Source organism: Lentzea sp. NPDC102401 (assembly GCF_044765805.1).
Lineage (GTDB): Bacteria > Actinomycetota > Actinomycetes > Mycobacteriales > Pseudonocardiaceae > Lentzea > Lentzea sokolovensis.
Genome location: NZ_JBIWKS010000003.1, coordinates 651,709 through 667,358 on the forward strand (window position 1 = coordinate 651,709; position 15,650 = coordinate 667,358).

General features: G+C 68.9%; 12 protein-coding genes. 7 read left to right on the plus strand and 5 right to left on the minus strand.

The genetic code is table 11. The features are described from left to right. The first annotated feature begins 14 nt into the window (after positions 1-14). A complete protein-coding gene (locus ACIRG5_RS13880; protein ID WP_402904552.1) occupies positions 15-1,811 on the plus strand; it encodes a glycoside hydrolase family 15 protein in 1,797 nt (598 codons plus the stop codon). On the opposite strand, the gene ACIRG5_RS13885 is transcribed toward ACIRG5_RS13880, so the two are convergent. Further along, positions 1,808-4,447 carry a glycosyl hydrolase 2 galactose-binding domain-containing protein gene (locus tag ACIRG5_RS13885; RefSeq protein WP_402904553.1) on the minus strand — a complete coding sequence of 880 codons (2,640 nt, stop codon included), beginning with the start codon at positions 4,445-4,447 and terminating at the stop codon, positions 1,808-1,810. The genes ACIRG5_RS13880 and ACIRG5_RS13885 overlap by 4 nt on opposite strands. 150 nt (positions 4,448-4,597) lie before the next feature. Between ACIRG5_RS13885 and ACIRG5_RS13890 the strand changes: the two genes are divergently transcribed. The 5 genes from ACIRG5_RS13890 (at position 4,598) to ACIRG5_RS13910 (ending at position 9,467) form a co-directional block, all read left to right on the plus strand. Then, complete coding sequence (locus ACIRG5_RS13890) at positions 4,598-5,191, plus strand: DUF3558 domain-containing protein (RefSeq protein WP_402904555.1); 594 nt, start codon at positions 4,598-4,600, stop codon at positions 5,189-5,191. A gap of 126 nt (positions 5,192-5,317) precedes the next feature. Beyond that, complete coding sequence (locus tag ACIRG5_RS13895; protein WP_402904556.1) at positions 5,318-5,689, plus strand: transcriptional regulator; 372 nt, start codon at positions 5,318-5,320, stop codon at positions 5,687-5,689. Positions 5,690-5,704: 15 nt separating this feature from the next. Further along, complete coding sequence (locus tag ACIRG5_RS13900; protein ID WP_402904557.1) at positions 5,705-6,967, plus strand: PPE domain-containing protein; 1,263 nt, start codon at positions 5,705-5,707, stop codon at positions 6,965-6,967. Continuing rightward, positions 6,964-7,770: an ESX secretion-associated protein EspG gene (locus ACIRG5_RS13905; protein ID WP_402904559.1), complete on the plus strand. Its 807-nt coding sequence runs from the start codon at positions 6,964-6,966 to the stop codon at positions 7,768-7,770. Before ACIRG5_RS13900 ends, ACIRG5_RS13905 begins: the two co-directional genes overlap by 4 nt. A 56-nt stretch (positions 7,771-7,826) precedes the next feature. Continuing rightward, positions 7,827-9,467 carry a glycosyl hydrolase family 28-related protein gene (locus ACIRG5_RS13910; RefSeq protein ID WP_402904561.1) on the plus strand — a complete coding sequence of 547 codons (1,641 nt, stop codon included), beginning with the start codon at positions 7,827-7,829 and terminating at the stop codon, positions 9,465-9,467. A 241-nt stretch (positions 9,468-9,708) separates the two neighbouring features. Here the strand turns inward: ACIRG5_RS13910 and ACIRG5_RS13915 are convergent, their stop codons facing one another. Together ACIRG5_RS13915 and ACIRG5_RS13920 are read right to left on the minus strand one after the other, a co-directional pair. Then, on the minus strand, positions 9,709-11,427 hold the full coding sequence (locus tag ACIRG5_RS13915; protein WP_402904563.1) for a hypothetical protein: 1,719 nt from the start codon (positions 11,425-11,427) through the stop codon (positions 9,709-9,711). Further along, complete coding sequence (locus tag ACIRG5_RS13920; RefSeq protein ID WP_402904565.1) at positions 11,424-12,926, minus strand: hypothetical protein; 1,503 nt, start codon at positions 12,924-12,926, stop codon at positions 11,424-11,426. The genes ACIRG5_RS13915 and ACIRG5_RS13920 overlap by 4 nt, the downstream gene beginning before the upstream one ends. Before the next feature lie 88 nt (positions 12,927-13,014). On the opposite strand from ACIRG5_RS13920, the gene ACIRG5_RS13925 reads away from it, so the two are divergent. Continuing rightward, complete coding sequence (locus ACIRG5_RS13925; RefSeq protein ID WP_402904932.1) at positions 13,015-13,362, plus strand: sterol carrier family protein; 348 nt, start codon at positions 13,015-13,017, stop codon at positions 13,360-13,362. On the opposite strand, the gene ACIRG5_RS13930 is transcribed toward ACIRG5_RS13925, so the two are convergent. Further along, positions 13,359-15,329: an alpha/beta hydrolase gene (locus ACIRG5_RS13930; protein WP_402904567.1), complete on the minus strand. Its 1,971-nt coding sequence runs from the start codon at positions 15,327-15,329 to the stop codon at positions 13,359-13,361. The two genes, ACIRG5_RS13925 and ACIRG5_RS13930, sit on opposite strands and share 4 nt — an antisense overlap. Next, on the minus strand, positions 15,326-15,649 hold the full coding sequence (locus ACIRG5_RS13935; protein WP_402904569.1) for a DUF2563 family protein: 324 nt from the start codon (positions 15,647-15,649) through the stop codon (positions 15,326-15,328). The genes ACIRG5_RS13930 and ACIRG5_RS13935 overlap by 4 nt, the downstream gene beginning before the upstream one ends. Position 15,650: the final 1 nt, after the last annotated feature.

Genomic DNA, 15,650 nt, shown 5'->3' on the forward strand with positions numbered 1-15,650 from the left:
GAACACCCCAGGGCATGAAGTCATTGGCCCTGGTCGTGCTGCTGCTGGTCATGTCGGCCCCGGTCGCTCGCGCGGCCGAAGTGGTTCCCCTGCCCGCGGACAAACAGGCGTTCGGCACAGCCAGGTCCGCGGCCAGCCCGGTGTGGTTCACCCTCGGCCACCAGGGCCTCTCCGAGATCTTCCACCCCGACCTCAGCACGCCCGCGACCCGCGAGACGCGGTTGCTGGTGGACGGAAAACCCGGCCGGGCGTACACCGAGCCCGCCGACGACAGGTCGCTGACGTTCCGGCAGAAGCTGCGCGGCGACGGCTGGCAGGCCGAGATCACCTACGTCACCGATCCGCAGCGCGCCGCCGTGCTCGCGGACGTGGCGCTCACGGCTCAGCGTCCGGTCCGGTTGTCGGTCGAGCACGTGCCGATGAAGGGCTCCAGTTCGGTGGCCAGCTCGTTGCCGACGGAGCCGGTGCGACGCGCGCACGGCACGTTCGCGGTCGGGTTCGGTGAGGGCGTCGCCCAGGCCGCGCTGGACCGCGGATTCCGTTCCGCCGCCAGGGAGTACGCGCAGGGCTGGCACTCCTACCTCGACGGGCTCAAGCGCCCGAAGTCGGCGGACCGGCGGCTCTACGACATGTCCGTCATGGTGCTGGCGGCGACGGAGGACAAGGCCCACCCCGGCGCGTCGATCGCGTCGCCGAGCTTCCCGTGGGCCTTCGGGTTCGACCGGGAACTGGCGCCGGAACTCGGCCCGTACGCGCTGGTGTGGCCGCGCGACCTGTACCACGTGTCCACGGCCATGATCGCGGCAGGAGATCGCGGCTTCGCCCAGCGCGCACTGGACTTCATGCTGCGCGAGCAACAGGAACCGGACGGGCACCTGCCGCAGAACACGCGGGTCGACGGCACGCCGGTGTGGACCAAGGTCCAGCTCGACCAGACCGCGGCACCGCTGCTGCTGGCCTGGCACCTGGACCGGCAGGACAAGTCCACAATGGACGCATTGCGCCGCTCGGCGGACTACCTGCTGAGCTACCCGAACTCGCCGTTCAGCGAGCAGGAGCGGTGGGAGAACCAGGACGGCTATTCGCCCGCCACGATCGCCTCGGCGGTCGCCGGGCTGGTGTGCTACGCGGATCTGTTGCGGCGCAACGGGGAGAACGCTGACCGCTACCTCGCGGCCGCCGACGCGTGGCAGCGGCAGGTGGAGGGCTGGACCGCGACGCGGACCGGGCCGTACTCGCCGAAGCCGTACTACCTGCGGCTCACCAAGGACGGAAGGCCCGATCAGGGCACCAAGTACAACCTGGGCGACAACAATCCGACCGACATCGACCAGCGCGCGGTCGTGGACCCGAGCTTCCTCGAACTGGTGCGGCTCGGCGTCAAGCGTGCCGACGACCCGGTCATCCGCAACACCGTCACCGTCGTGGACCAGCAGCTGAAGGAACAGGGCTACTGGCACCGGTTCACGCAGGACGGCTACGGCGAGACCGCGGACGGCAGGCCGTGGGGCATCAACTGGCCGACACCGACCAGGACGTACGGCAGGTTGTGGCCGTTGCTGTCCGGCGAACGCGGCGAGTACGAGCTGCTCGCCGGTGACAGGGCCAGCGCCGCCCAGCGGCTCAGGGAGATCGCCGCGACCGCGAACACCGGCCTCATGCTGCCGGAACAGGTGTGGAATGGCCGAGGTACCGGCTCGGCCACCCCACTCGCCTGGACGCACGCGCAGTACGTGCGGCTGGCGTGGTCGCTGGACGCGGGCCGTCCCGTGGAACGACCCGCCGTCGTCGCGGACCGCTACTCGCGCTAGCGCTTGCTCACGTTGTGCCCGGACACCTCGACCACCGGCTGCGCGCCGCCGAGGTCGGACGTCCGGTACTCGGCCTGGATCGTCTGCGTCTCACCGGGGAACAGCGTGATGTAGTTGTCGGACCAGTCGGCGGGCAGCACCTCGGGACCACCCTGGCCCTTGCGCAGCGACGCGCGCAGGAAGAACGCCACGGACGTGCCGGTGTTCTTGATGGTCACGCTGGTGGCCTGCTTGCCGTTCGTGCCCGGCGTCGTGGTGGTGGACACCGACACCTGGCCCGCCTTCAGGCTGCTCAACGACTTCAGGTCCGTGTACTGGGCCTGCGGCGTGTAGTACCAGTCGCCGCCGTTGTAGTTCAGCGTGTCCGCCTTGGTGGACAGCCAGTAGACGTTGCGGTCGACCTCGTTGCCGTTCGCGTCCTTCAGCAGCAGCCGCACGAAGTACGCCGACGAGAGCCCGGACGGCTGCGGGAGGGTGCCGACCCGCACCGAACCGTTGGCCTTGGCCGGAACCGAACGCGTCTCGTTCGCCTTCTGCGTGCCGTCGGAGTTGAAGACCGTCACCTGCAACTGCAGACCCTGCTTGGCTTCCAGGCCCATGTTCACCACGGCGAGCGACTTGTCGTCGTAGGAGTACTGCGCGTGCAGCGCCTTGTTCGCCGTCTTGGCGCCGAAGTACGACCCCGCGGTCGCGAGGTTGTAGTTGTAGAGGTGCCAGAACAGCTTGGGCCACGGGTCGTTCTGCATCCAGTAGATGACGCCCTGCGCCTGGTTCGCGCCGGTGTCGGAGAAGTCGCGGCCGAACGCCTCGAACTGCGCGCGGTTCGTCTCGTACTGCTGCAGCTGCGACTTCTTGACGAAGTCGTCCACGCCTGCGGGCTTGCCGTAGCGGTTGTCGAGCGCGGTGCCCCAGAAGCCGATCTTGCTGAAGTTGCCGGACGGCGACAGGTGGTACTGCGACGCGTTGTAGTCCGTCAGCTTGTTGATCTCGGCCTGGCTCAGGAACTTCTTGAGCTCGTCCATCTCCGGGATCGCGAGGCCGGGGCCGATCTCGGACGCGAAGCCCGCCGAGCCGCCCTTCTGGTTGTTGTACCAATAGACCGGCGGCTCCCACCAGTACGGGCCGTCCATCTTCATGCCCGAGTCACCGAGTTGCGGTGAGCTGCGACGCGCGGCGGCCGTGACGATCGGCGTCTGCCAGTCGGCGCGCTTCAACGCGTCCAGGTAGATCGTCTCGACGGCGGCCACCGGGGCCTCGTCCGATCCGATCAGGAACGTGAACACGCTGGGGTGGTTGCGGATCCGCTTGGCCTCGCCCTCGGCGGACGCGCCGGCGACCCTCTTGTCCTCCGCCGAGAACCCGCCGGTGTTCTGCCACTTCGAGCAGCACTCCCAGCCGGTCATCAGCAGGATGCCCGCGCGGTCGGCCATGTCGTAGAGCTCGTCGTTCTCGGGCTTGCCTTCAAGACGGATCGTGTTGAGGCCCATGGACTTCGTCAGCTGGATCTCGTCGGCGATCTTCTGCACGTTGGTGCGCAGGAAGAGGTCCGACGCCCAGCCGCCGCCGCGGATCAGGATCGGCTTGCCGTTGATCTGGTACTGGATGTTGCCGCTGATCATCTTCGAGGTGACCTCGCGGATGCCGAACGTCGTCTTCTGCTGGTCCGACGCGGCACCGGCCACCGTCGCGTTCGTCGTCGCCTCGTACAGCGGCTGCGCACCCATCTGGTACGGCCACCAGATCTGCGGGTTGGCGACGGTGAGCGGGAACGTGACGGTCTTCGTCTCGTTCGCGGCCAGGCTGACGTTCTGGCTGTAGTTCTGGCCCGCCGCGCTGCCGGCGACGGTCGTGGTGACCGCGCTGCCGGTGTTGTTGCGCGCGTCGACCTTCACGGTGACCGTGGCGGTGTTCAGGCTGGGCAGCGGCAGGTCGCTCAGCACGTGCAGGCCGCGCAGCGAGACCGCGCCGCTCTGCGCGATGTCGACGTCGCGGAAGAGGCCCTGGTTGCGGTCGGGCGGGAGCTGGGACCAGTCGATGAAGTGGATCACCAGGTCCTTGGCCGGGTCGGACGGCGACGCCTTGATGGCGAGCGCGTTGTCGCCCTTGCGCAGCAGGCTGGTGACGTTGAACTCGAACGTCGGGTACGCGCCGATGACGGTGTCCGTGCCGGCGACCTTCGTCCCGTTCAGCCACACCTCACCGCGGGAGATCACGCCGCCGTTGAGCTTGAGGAACGTGTTCACGCCCGGCTGCGGGTCGGCCTGGAAGACCTTGCGGTACCACCACGGCACCTTGAAGTCGCCGGTCTTGGCCTTCTTCAGGTTTTCCGAGTAGTTGACGTCCCCGTACTTGTTGTTCGCGATCAGACCGGCCATCACGGTCGACCGCGCGGGCACGGTCAGCCAGCCGGTGTCCGAGTACGCCGGGCCGGAGATCACGCTGCCGGCCTGGGTGGCGCTGGCGCTGCTCTGCATGCGCCAGTCGGGGATGGTGGAGGTCTGTCCTGGGGCGGCGGCCACCTTGAGCGCCGCTCCGGTGCCGGGCACGGGGCCCGCGTTGGCTGAGGTACCTGGCACCAGCAGGGCCAGACCCACCGCCGCCACGACCAGAGTCGGTAGTGGTCGGTTGCGCAGCATGTCGCTCCTCGACGCATCGGGGCGGCGGCGCTTCAGGGTATCGTAAAGAAGGTTTCCTTTTTGTGAGGTCGGCGGCAATGGACCTTATGGGTGACGCGGGACACGTCGTTCGCCACCCTCCGTGCCCGGCGATCCGATATTTTGGCCGCCATGCGTCGACTTGCCGTCCCGTTCCTGCTGGCAGCGGTCCTGACCGGGTGTTCGTCCACAGAGCAGGGGAAGCCCTCCGCGGGGGATCAGACGGGCTCCGCGCCGACGACCGGAACTTCTGCCGGGACCGCTCCGGTGAACAGGCCGAAAGCCGTCGACCTCGCCACTCTCGACCCGTGCTCCCTGATCACGCCGGAGCAGAAGACCGCTCTGGGTTTCAACGCCGTCAAAGCGGGTATCCCCCGGCCCGAATACGGGGAGGGCAGCAAGCGATGCAACCAGACCTACGTGGACCACAAGTACACCGCCGACATCCACACGCTGCTCAACGGCGGTGTGGACAGGCTCAAGAAGACGACGGGTGAGTCCAAGCTCACCACACTTCAGGTAGTGGGATATCCCGCCTACCTCACGCGGACGGAGTCGCCAGGTACCGCTGGTGCGTGTGAGATCTACATCGACGCGAACGACGGCCAGTTGTTGCTGGTCAGCGGTATCGCGGGGCTCGGTGAGGACAGTGCCACCGTGGACGGCGCGTGCGAGCGGGCGAAGGCGCTGGCGGAGGCCGCTGGTGCCGTTCTCGCCACCAAATGACAGTTGAGTAGAAGTACGCACCTTGTACCGGGAACCGGTCACTCGCGTAATGCATCAGAGCTAAGGTCGTCCCAAAAGCACACACGGCCCGATTTTCTGGGGGGCCGTTACTGAGGAGGGTGTGCCGTGTTTCTCGCGGATGGTGGTGGAGGCGCGTCGTCGCCGCCCGAGTTCGGGCAGCGCAAGCTGAAGGTGGACCCGTCCGCCATTCCCCAGGCGAGGAAGGCCTTCGAGCAGGCGCTGGCGGAGTTCGAGGAGAAGATCGCCCCGGCGGTCGCCGACCTGCCCACCAGGCCGTGGGCGGCTGACCCGATCTCCAGTGAGACCTCGAAGGCGTTCAACGACCAGACCTCCGACAAGGCGCTCGCCGCGCTGACCTTCTACAAGAAGCAGCTCGTCGGCGTGATCGATCAGCTCAAGATGATCGAGGAGCAGTACCGCATGACCGAGGGCGACAACGAGGCCATGTGGGGCAAGCACCTGCGAGACCAGGACTGAGAGGGGGACTGACCGATGACTGACCACCGCTTCCAGGGGTACGGACACCCCGAGCTGTACAAGATGATCAACTCCGGTCCCGGCGTCTCCGCCTCCATCCCGGTGGAGCAGGGCTGGAAGAAGATCGCCGCGACGCTCGCGCAGATCGACGCCGACCTGCACACCGGCCTGTCGAAGATGGGCGCGGACTGGGAGTCCGACGCCGCCGACGCCGCCCAGGGCGCGCTGTCGCCGCTGGCTCAGTGGGCCGGTTTCGCCGAGACCGGCGCCACGACCATGGAGAGCTCCGCTCGCCTGCAGGGCGAGTACATCGCCGACGCGCGCAAGAAGATGCCCGAGGTCGTCCCGATCACGACCGAGAAGCCCGGCCTGCTCGACATCGCGGCCGGCGCGCTGACCGGTCCCGTCGGCATGGCCCACGTCGTCGGCCAGCAGGTGGACCACGAGCGGCAGGAAGCCGCCGCGGACAACGCCGCCGCCAAGGCCGTCCAGGTCATGGAGGACTACCAGTCGGACAGCCGCTGGAACTCCTCGACGCTCGGTGACTTCCCGACGCCGCCGCAGGTCGTGATCGACACGCCGCCTCCCGCGGACACGGGCACCGGCAGCACGCGCGTCGGTTACAGCTCGACCGGCCCCGGCGGGCCGTCCGGCACGAACACCGGCACGACCAACCCGTCGTGGACGCAGCCCCAGCCGACCCCGCAGCAGGTCTCGACCGGCTGGACGCCGCCGCCCACCGACACCACGCACACGTCGTGGACGCAGCCTCCGACAACGACGCCGACTCCTCCTCCCACGTACACCCCGCCGCCCACGAACGTCCCGCACCCGACGCCCACGCCGACGCCGACCCCCGGCGGTCCGGTGTTCACCCGGCCCGGCACCGGCGGTCCCGGTGGCCCTGGCGGCTCCGGCCGTCCCGGCGGCTCCGGTGGCGTTCGCGGCGGTCAGCTCGGTGGCGGCAAGGCGTTCGGGCCGATGTCCGGCTCGCTCGGCGCGTCCGGCCAGGCCGGCTCGATGAAGCCCGGCGGCATGCCGGGTGGCATGTCCGGAATGGGCTCCGGCCCTGAGGGCATGCGCGGCGGCGCCCTGGGCTCCGGTGCGGGCGCTGGTGCCGGCAAGGCCGGTGCAGGTGGCGCCGGCGCTCACGGCCAGAAGGGCGAGGGCGAGGACGACATCGAGCACAAGGCGGCCGACTACCTGGTCGAGACCGACGACGTGTTCGGCGACGAGCGCATGGTCGCGCCGCCGGTCATTGGCGGCCTGTCAGAGTGAGCCTGTTCGGCGCTCCGGCGGAGAGAGAGCCGATCACTCTCTCCGCCGAGGAGTTCGACGTGCTGTGGGAACGCATGAACGTCGGCCCCATGCCGCTCGTGCTCAAAGTTCCCACACCTGGCAAGACGCGGGACGAGCGCATCCAGCTCGAGAACCGCGTCTACCAGCAGTTGGACCACCGGCGCCTGGGCAACTCGCGCGGCCTCTCGTCCCAGTTGGACGGGTTGCTGCGGATGTTCGTGAAGCCCGAGCGGGAGGCGGACGGCCGCCTCTGGCTCGGCCACAGCCTGCGCGTCCTCGCCGTGGCGAACGGCGACTGGGGTGCGCTCGCGACGTTGCGGGACGACCAGCTGACGTTCCAGCCGTGGGAGGGCTCCGGGCTCGCCTCGGCGGTGCTGTCGCAGCTTCCCGCGCACCCCGCCGGAACAGGTCTCTCGGTGACGTTGCCGAGCGCTGACATCGAGAAGGCGATCGCGCAGACCGACGGCTCGCCGAAGTCGACGGAGGCCGCGTTCCGCAACATCGGGCTGCGCGAGGACGACGCGAAGGCGCTGGTGAAGATGTTCACCGGGATCGTGCACACCGGGAACTTCGGCGCGGCCGCCCGGGACAAGTACGGCAAGCGCTGGCGGCCCGAGCGCGTGGTCGCGTTCTTCGACACCGAAGAGGGCCGCTACCTGCAGCAACGCCGTTCCTCGAACGGCCAGCCGCCGTGGAGCACGTTCACGCCGACCGACGGCCGCCGGATGCTGCACCAGGTGGACGAGCTGATCTCCGAGGCGGTTCGTTCCGCCGGGGCCTGATGTCTGGTTTGATCTGACCACCGCCGCCGTGGCCAAGACCCCTTGGAGACGGCGAAATGAGCATCGACAGAAGGCAGTTCCTGCTGGCTACAGGGGCTGCACTGGTCGGGTCGTCAGCGTTGACGGGGACTGCCTCCGCGCAGTCCTCCGCCTCGCTGTGGCAGGAGTTCGTTGCCAACCCGTACAACCACCCTCAGATCCCGAACATCTCGTTCGCGGGCTACAAGACGGGTGAGAAGCCCGCCCGTCGTCCCGTTCTCGCCAACGTCCTCTTCTTCGGCGCGCGCCGCGACGGTTCGGCCGACGCGTCCGCGGCGATCAACAAGGCGATCGAGTTCGTCGGCAGGCTGGGCGGCGGCACCGTGTACGTGCCACCGGGCCGCTACCGGATCGACGACATCGTCCGCATCGGCTACGACAACGTGGTGTTGCGTGGCGCGGGCAGCGCGAAGACGACCTTCTACGCGACCCGGTCGCTGGAGGAGATCGTCGGCATCAACCGCAGCCGTTACGGCTCGGAGAACTCGGCGTGGAGCTGGTCGGGCGGCCTGGTGTGGGTCTGTCACCGCGACCGCTACCAGCCGCTGGTCGACGCGATCAAGGCTCGCAAGTGGCCGTTCGAGGGCTGGACGGGCAACGAGCTGGAGCAGGGCTCGACGCTGACGGCCGTGACCGGTGCCGCGGCACGGGGTTCGTTCGTCGTGACCGTCGAGAACGGACGGTCGTTGCGCGCCGGTCAGCGGGTTCTGCTGCGACTGGACGACTCCGAGTACTCGCTGCCCAAGCACATGTGCGGCGACGTCCCCGGCACGCAGACCTACAGGTGGGACGACAAGGACAAGCTCCTGTCGTACTTCCCGTTCCTGTGGCCGGTGCGCGTGGAGTGGGTGCGCGGCAACAGGGTCAAGCTCGCGCAGCCGTTGCCGCTGGAGATCCGCCCGGAGTGGAAGGCGCGCCTGACCACGATGGCTCCGGTCGTCACGGGTGCGGGCGTCGAGGGCATCAAGATCGAGATGTTCAAGGTGCCGACACCGAAACACCTGCTGGACAAGGGGTACAACGGTCTCGCGTTCCAGTGCGCGTGGGACTGCTGGGCCGACGACGTGCACGTCCAGGACGTCGACAACGGCTTTCTCCTGGTGTCCTCCAAGGGAATCTCGCTGCTGAACACGCACGTGTCCGGCCGCGGCCACCACCACGCGTACGCGGTGCGCGAGCAGTCGCACGACAACCTGACCGACGGCTTCGTGATCGAGGCGCCGTCCGAACCCTCGCAGGCGGGCGCCGGCAACCACGGCCTGAACGTCGAAGGCCTGTCCTGCGGCAACGTCTGGACCCGAGGCCGCATGGACCACGACGTCTTCGACACCCACCGCGGCCTGCCGTTCGCCAACGTCCGCACCGAGATCACCATCAACAACGTCGGCGCGCACGGCGGCAGCGCGAACGCGGGTCCGTTGTACGGCGCCCGTTTCGCGCACTGGAACGTCACCGTCACCAACCAGCGCGCCGGCAACGTCCGCATCGACCAGGTCGCGCCGTGCAGCGCCACGGTCGCGATCTCCGAGGTCCGCGACTTCGGTCAGATCGACAAGCCGGACTTCACCGGCGAGCTGAACTCCCGCCTGGAGCTCTACGGCACGACCACCGTGACACCGCGCAACCTCTATGACGCACAACGGAAGTTGCGCCGTTAGTCGGGATTCCTCCGTGGATCCCCCGGCCTTCAGGCCGTGGAGGAATCGGAGCCTGCGGGGCAGGCGATAGCCAAGTCGGCCGGGTCTACCGCCGGGCTGGTGGGATGTCAGGTCTGTGGAGCTTGTGTAAGACCGTGGGCGGTACACCGTCCCTGTGCTGGTAACCCAGGCGGCAACGGGTTGCGAAGCAGAAAACTCGACCCGCGAGGGAAGAATCTCCCTGCTTCAGCTGGGAGAGAGGTCAAGAGTTAGCCATCGCCACAGGCAGCGACCACACCACGTCGTGCAGGTCGGTGGGGAGCACGACGCTCTCCACCGACCTCCCGATCCGCCGCGTCCAGCCCTCGTCGGTGAGTTCCAGCCGGTACGACGTGTGGACGCCCTCCAGTTCGCTGGGTGTCGTGTCGGACAGCAGCAGGTGCTGGCCGTAGGTGCGCCCGTCCCTGCTCAGGGTCTGCAGCACCTTCAAGAACTCCGGGCGTTCCCGCACCAGGCCCTGCACACCGTCGACGCAGACCAAAAGTTCCGGCAACGGGCCGAGTCCCGCCGCCCGGTAGTCCCAGATGTTCCGGTAGTTGCCGCTGTCCACCAGCTTCCTGAGGCGCTGCTCGTGGTCTTCCAACAGGTCCACGAGCCCGTGCCGCACGTGCGGGGCGCCGTCCAGGCCCGCGAACATGCCGTTGCCGTGGAAGTCGATGAGGACGACCTGAAGCTCGTCCGGCGAGTGGCGCAGCATCTGCCCGAGTACCACTGCGCGGATGCCTTCCGCCCGTCGCTTCTCCGGCGCGGTCACTTCGCCGTGCGGACCCATCCCGTCCTGCAGGTGCTTGGACTTCAGGTCGATCTCGACCCGTTGCCCGTACTCGTCCACACCCACCGCGACCCGGTACTGCAGCTTGACCGGCCGCGGCCGCCACACGTGCTTGTTCGGCACGTCGTGCAGCGCGAAGAAGTCCGGCGCGGGTTCCTCCTGGAGCATCGACCGCGGCAACGACTCCGCCACCTCGTCGAGGTTCGCCGGCGCCACGCAGTCGTCGATCAGCAGGTCCGCCACGTCGTGCGGACTGTCGAGGAGCAACTGCATCCCGGACTGGCCGACGTCCTGCGCGATGGTCACGAGCGCCGCCCCGAGTTCGGTGGCTTCGAGTTCCGCGAAACCGCTGACGCAGATGAGGAGCTGCGGCAGCACCAGGTCGAAGCCGCGGTGGTCGAAGATCGTCCAGGTGTTGCCGACGATCTCCAACCGCCGTTCCGACTCGGCCAGCAGAGCTTCGGCGATCCGCGCGGGATCCCTTGCGGCGTCCCGATGATGAGCCTGCACGTGCGGCGCCTGATCAAGCCCGGCGAACGCACCCGTGTCGTGTGCGTCGATGAAGACCGCCTGGAACAACTTCGGCGAGTGCGTGGTCATCAGCCCGAGCACCAGACTCCGGAACGCCTCCGGCGTCGTGACGCTCAGATGCGATCCCGTGCGCCACTTGCCGTCGGCGAAGTGCGTCAGCTCCACGACCACCGGCCTGCCGTCCGAGCCGACGCCGACCGGAACCTTCCACCACCGGCCCTTCCAGGCGAGCGCCTTGGTGAAGCGCCTCAACCCGTGCAGCGCGAGGAAGTCCAGCACCTCGATCCGCACCGGAACCCGCTCCGGCAGCTCGTCCACCGACCGCGCGGTGATGATCACCCGCACGTTCCACACCCTCGCCGCGATCCACCTGACCGAGTCCGCGAGCCCGGGATCGTTCTCCGCGCAGTACTTCCAGTCGTCGACCAGCAGGGTCGCGCCAGGCTCCGCACCTCGTTCGAACCACGCCAGCAGGTTCTGCCGCCGCCGCTCGTCACCGGGCTCGAAGCTCCTCGCGACGCCCGCGAGGTCACCCTTGCCGATGCGGTAAACCCCTTGCATCGCAGCGATTCGGGACGCGACGGCGTCGGGCGGGCCGATGAGGGCGAGGTGGTTCACGGGAGCGCGATCTGTGCGTGGAGGCGGTGGGGCACGGAGAGACCGAAGCCGGGCCGGTCCGGCACGCGGGCGGCCAGGCGGGGGTCGACGAGCGACGTGGCCGGGTCGTCCAGGCGGAACTCGACGGCGAAGGCCAGGCTGTTCCTGATGAACGGCGGCACCTGGTCCCACGAGCGGGCGGTCACGACGATGTGGCGTTGCGGGTCGAGCGGTTCGCCGGGGCCGTCGAGCAGTTGGTAGCGAACGACATCGTTGCCGAGGACCGTGGCGAGGGTGCGCAGTGTCGTGCTCTTGCCCATGCCTGGTTTGCCGACGATGGCGCCGTGACGGAGCTCTTCGGTGAACGCGGGGAAGAGGACGTCGCGACGTTGCTCCAACGGCTTGTCGATCACGCCGATTCCGCCTGGTGGCAGCATTTCCAGCTGGAGGTCGACGTTGGTCTTGTGCAGTAGCGGCAGCACGAGAGCATGCGCCGCAGGGCCGGAGCCGATCAGACCCCGCGGCAGGACCTCCGCCCACTCCTCGATGTCGTACGGCGGAATCGCGGACGGCCACTCGGGGAGCTGGAACGGCAGGGAAGCCGGGAGGACGTCACCGGAACAGAGCACGTGGACGCCCAGCGCGGGGTCGGCGCGGATGAGGGACTCCAGCACGTTCTGGAAGCCTGGGAACCGTTCGACCAGCACTTCGGCACTGTCCACGCAGATCAGCAGTGCTGTGAGGGCTTCGCCGGACCCGGCGAGCCGCCGGCGGCGGTCGAGTTCGCCGGCGAGACCGTCCTGGAACCGCTCGAACAGCTCGTTGTCGCTTTCGCCGGTCAGCGCGAACGACACGTGCGGGGCCGCGTCCAGTCCGTCGAACACGCCGATGTTCCTCATGTCGATCAAACCGAGGTTCAGGTCCTTCGACGAGTGCGTGACCATGAGGCCCAGCAGCGCGGCGAGGAGCCTCTGCTCGCGAACAGCGGCCGCGCCGATGTACGCGCCGTTCGGTCCGTTCACGCCGATGTCCAGGTAGACCGGCCAGCCGCGGTCGTTGGAACCGATGGCGGTCTTCAGATCGTGGCGCTGGTGCTTGTTGCCCAGATCGGGCTCGATGCCGTGCAACGCGAGGAAGTCCGTCGCCTCACCGTGCAGGTGCCGCCGCAACCGGTCCGGCAGAGCCGACCACTTCCGCGCCGTGACGACGACCTGCACGCCCCGTGCCGGACCGAACGCGGCGATCCACTCGACGGTTCTGTCGAGTTCCCGGTCGAGGTCGAAGCACAGCCCCCAGTCGTCCACCAGCAGCACCGCGCCCGACGGCGCACCCCGCTCGAACCAGTCCAGCAGGCTGCGGCAGCCCGGCTGGTCCGCCGGGTCGAAGGTCGCCGAGACGGGCAACGGGTCCGCGCCCCGCCCGATCCGGTAGACGGCCATGTCCGGCGCGGCCGCGAGAGCCGCCGTCAGCCGTTCCCTGGTCGCCTGCCCGGGACCGACGACGGCGAAGTTCCTGATCACGCCCCAGATATACCAACAGCCCCGGGAACGCCGCTGCCCCTTCGCTAATGTGGGCGACGTGCCAGCCAAAGCCGTCGACCCCGCCGAGATGCGCGCCGCCGTGCAGGCCGTGCTCCCCTGGCTGCGCGGTGAGGCTGACCAGCCAGAACGTCCCGTGCTCGCCGCCGCCGTCCGGCTGAGCCTGCGCACCCTCGAACAGATCGCGCCCGGCCGCAGCGTCGAGGTGCGCGTTCCGCCGTTCGCCGCCGTGCAGTGCGTCGAAGGGCCGCGTCACACCCGCGGCACGCCCCCGAACGTCGTGGAGACCGACCCCCGCACCTGGCTCGAACTGGCCACCGGCGGCCTGGCGTGGGCCGACGCGCTGGACGGAGCCCGGGTCACCGCGTCGGGGACCCGAGCCGACCTCTCACACCTGCTGCCGGTCGTGAGGTTCTAGAACCACGAGCCGATCTTCTTGATCGCGCCGCCGACACCGTCGACGACGTCGGCTCCGAGCTCCACCGCGTTGCCCACGGTGTCGACCACGACGTCACCGACATCGCTCGCGACCTCGCCGACGGTGTCCACCGCGTGCCCGGCCGCGTCACCCCAGCGGCCGTTCGAGATGTCGTCCGCGACCTGACCGCCGCCGCGCCAGACGTCCTCGCCCATGTCGACGACCTCCTTGCCGGTGTTGACGCCCCAGTCGATGACCGGGCCGACACCGGGCAGGTCCGAACCGGGCACCTCACGCGGCGTGGGCGCGTCCTGCCAGCGCTGCTCGGTGACGCTGCCGCCATCGCCGTTGGCGATCCTGGCGAGGTTGCCGAGCGACTCGGAGTCCTTGTCGTAGTACGACGAGTGGGCGTGCCCGATCCAGGACTCGCCGGACGTGCCGAACGTCTTCGCGCCGAACGAGGAGTCGTACGGACCGGTCGACGACCCGTCCTTGGTGAACCAGTCACCACTCGTCGCCTGGATCACCGGGTCGTGCTCCGTGCCACCGACGTAGACGTGCCCGCCGCCGGCCGACAGCTGGTCGACGTTGGACGCGCCGACACCCGGCGAGCCGACGAACACGATGTCGTCCGCCTTCAGGCCGTTGTCCATCGCGGAGTAGCCGACGACCGTGCTGCCGTAGCTGTGGCCGATCACCGTGACGTGCGCGTTGGGGTTCGCGACGCGGTAACCGTCGACGTCCTTCGCCAGGATCTGCCCACCCTCGATCGCCTGCTGGGGGTCGTTCACCTGACCGGGCAGGAACTCCGGTGCGTCGTAGCCGAGCCACTGGATCGCGGCGCCGTCCGGGCCCATCTTCGCGCTGAGGTTCGAGGCCTGGTCCAGGCCGAAGCTGCTGAGCGTGGACGTGGTGCCGGGCACGCACACCGCGAGGTTCTTCGCGGTGTCCGGGTTGCCGAACGCGACGGCGATGGCGCCTTCCTTGGCACCGGCACCGTCCGGGCTCCAGGCCAGGACGTACGCCTTCTTGCCGGTCTCCTCGCTCAGCTTCCTGGCTTCTCCCAACGCCCCGTTCGCGTCCTCCGCGTTCTTCGCGCGACGTGCCGCTTCGTCGTACTGCGACATCAGCTGCGAACCCTGGGCGTCGTTGCGCAGAGCGCGCTGGCCCTCTGACGAGTTCGGATCGACGCCGAGCTCGCGGGCACGGTCTGCCAACTGCTGCTTGAGCTGGTCCTTCTCCGCGTTGAACCGGGCCATGTCCTCCGGGATCCGCTTGCGGTTCGCGGCGTCCAGCACGTCGGCGGGCAAACCGCGGAGCTGGCCCAGCTCCTGGTACTTGGTGTTCTTGAGCGCTTCCTGCTGGTCCTTGCTCAGGGACTTCCACCAGTCGGCGACGGCCTTCGGGTCGCTGCCCGGCGGCGGCACCGGCGGCAGAGCACCGCCCGCACCTCCACGCTGGGCGGCGCGGTCCCAGCCGCAGTCCGTGCGGGCTGACTCCTCGAAGCCCGGCGGGATCTTGGTCAGCGCATTGGCGTAGGAGCGCAGGACGTTGTTGTAGCCCGACTTCACCTTGTCCAGGTGCTCGTTGACCTGGTTGGCGAGCTGACGGGTCTGCTCGGCGTCCATGCCGGGCGGACGGCCGCGCCACACGCCGATCGCGTGGTCAGCGGCGCCGCGCATCTGGCCGTAGGCACGGGAAGCGGCCTGCACGATGTCAACGCCGGCGCCGAGTCGTTCCGCAGCGGCCTTGGCAGCGGTGGCGGACAGCTGGGCGCGCGCGGTGAACTTCGAGGCGGCGTCGCCGGTCCAGTTGCTGACGGCGGTCTTGCCACCGTTCGCGACGGACTCGCCTGCACGGCCGACCGCACTGATCGCACCGGTGATCGGGTCTGCGGCGGCAGCGATCCGGCCGACGTCGCCGGACGCGAGCCTGCCGTACAGGCTCTCGGGATCCGTGTAGCTCACTGACCGCCCCCAAGTCCCGAGAAGAGCTTCTTCAGAGCGGCCGCGTGGTCCTCGTCGGTGCGCTGGTAGGCCTCGGCGTTCGACACGAGACCCTCTGCCGCGTCGGTGAACCAGGAGGAACCGCGCTGCAGGTCCTGGGAGTGGGTCCCGACGAACCTCGACAGCGCGTCCGCGAACTCCGCGGCGGCGTCGACCTCCCCGAACGCACCCGCGTCGAGCTGGAGCATCGAGATCATCTCCGCTGCCTCGCGCACCGCGTCGGAGCCGTTGCCGAACTCCTTGGACGCGGTGCGCAGCAGCTCTGGCTCAACGCCGAACATC

What these genes read in the sequence shown, in the direction of transcription:
- ACIRG5_RS13890 (WP_402904555.1), top strand. Translation starts at nt 4,598, where the DNA reads ATGCGTCGACTTGCCGTCCCGTTCCTGCTGGCAGCGGTCCTGACCGGG.
- ACIRG5_RS13925 (WP_402904932.1), top strand. Translation starts at nt 13,015, where the DNA reads ATGCGCGCCGCCGTGCAGGCCGTGCTCCCCTGGCTGCGCGGTGAGGCT.
- ACIRG5_RS13900 (WP_402904557.1), top strand. Translation starts at nt 5,705, where the DNA reads ATGACTGACCACCGCTTCCAGGGGTACGGACACCCCGAGCTGTACAAG.
- ACIRG5_RS13910 (WP_402904561.1), top strand. Translation starts at nt 7,827, where the DNA reads ATGAGCATCGACAGAAGGCAGTTCCTGCTGGCTACAGGGGCTGCACTG.
- ACIRG5_RS13880 (WP_402904552.1), top strand. Translation starts at nt 15, where the DNA reads ATGAAGTCATTGGCCCTGGTCGTGCTGCTGCTGGTCATGTCGGCCCCG.
- ACIRG5_RS13885 (WP_402904553.1), bottom strand. Translation starts at nt 4,447, where the DNA reads ATGCTGCGCAACCGACCACTACCGACTCTGGTCGTGGCGGCGGTGGGT.
- ACIRG5_RS13935 (WP_402904569.1), bottom strand. Translation starts at nt 15,649, where the DNA reads ATGTTCGGCGTTGAGCCAGAGCTGCTGCGCACCGCGTCCAAGGAGTTC.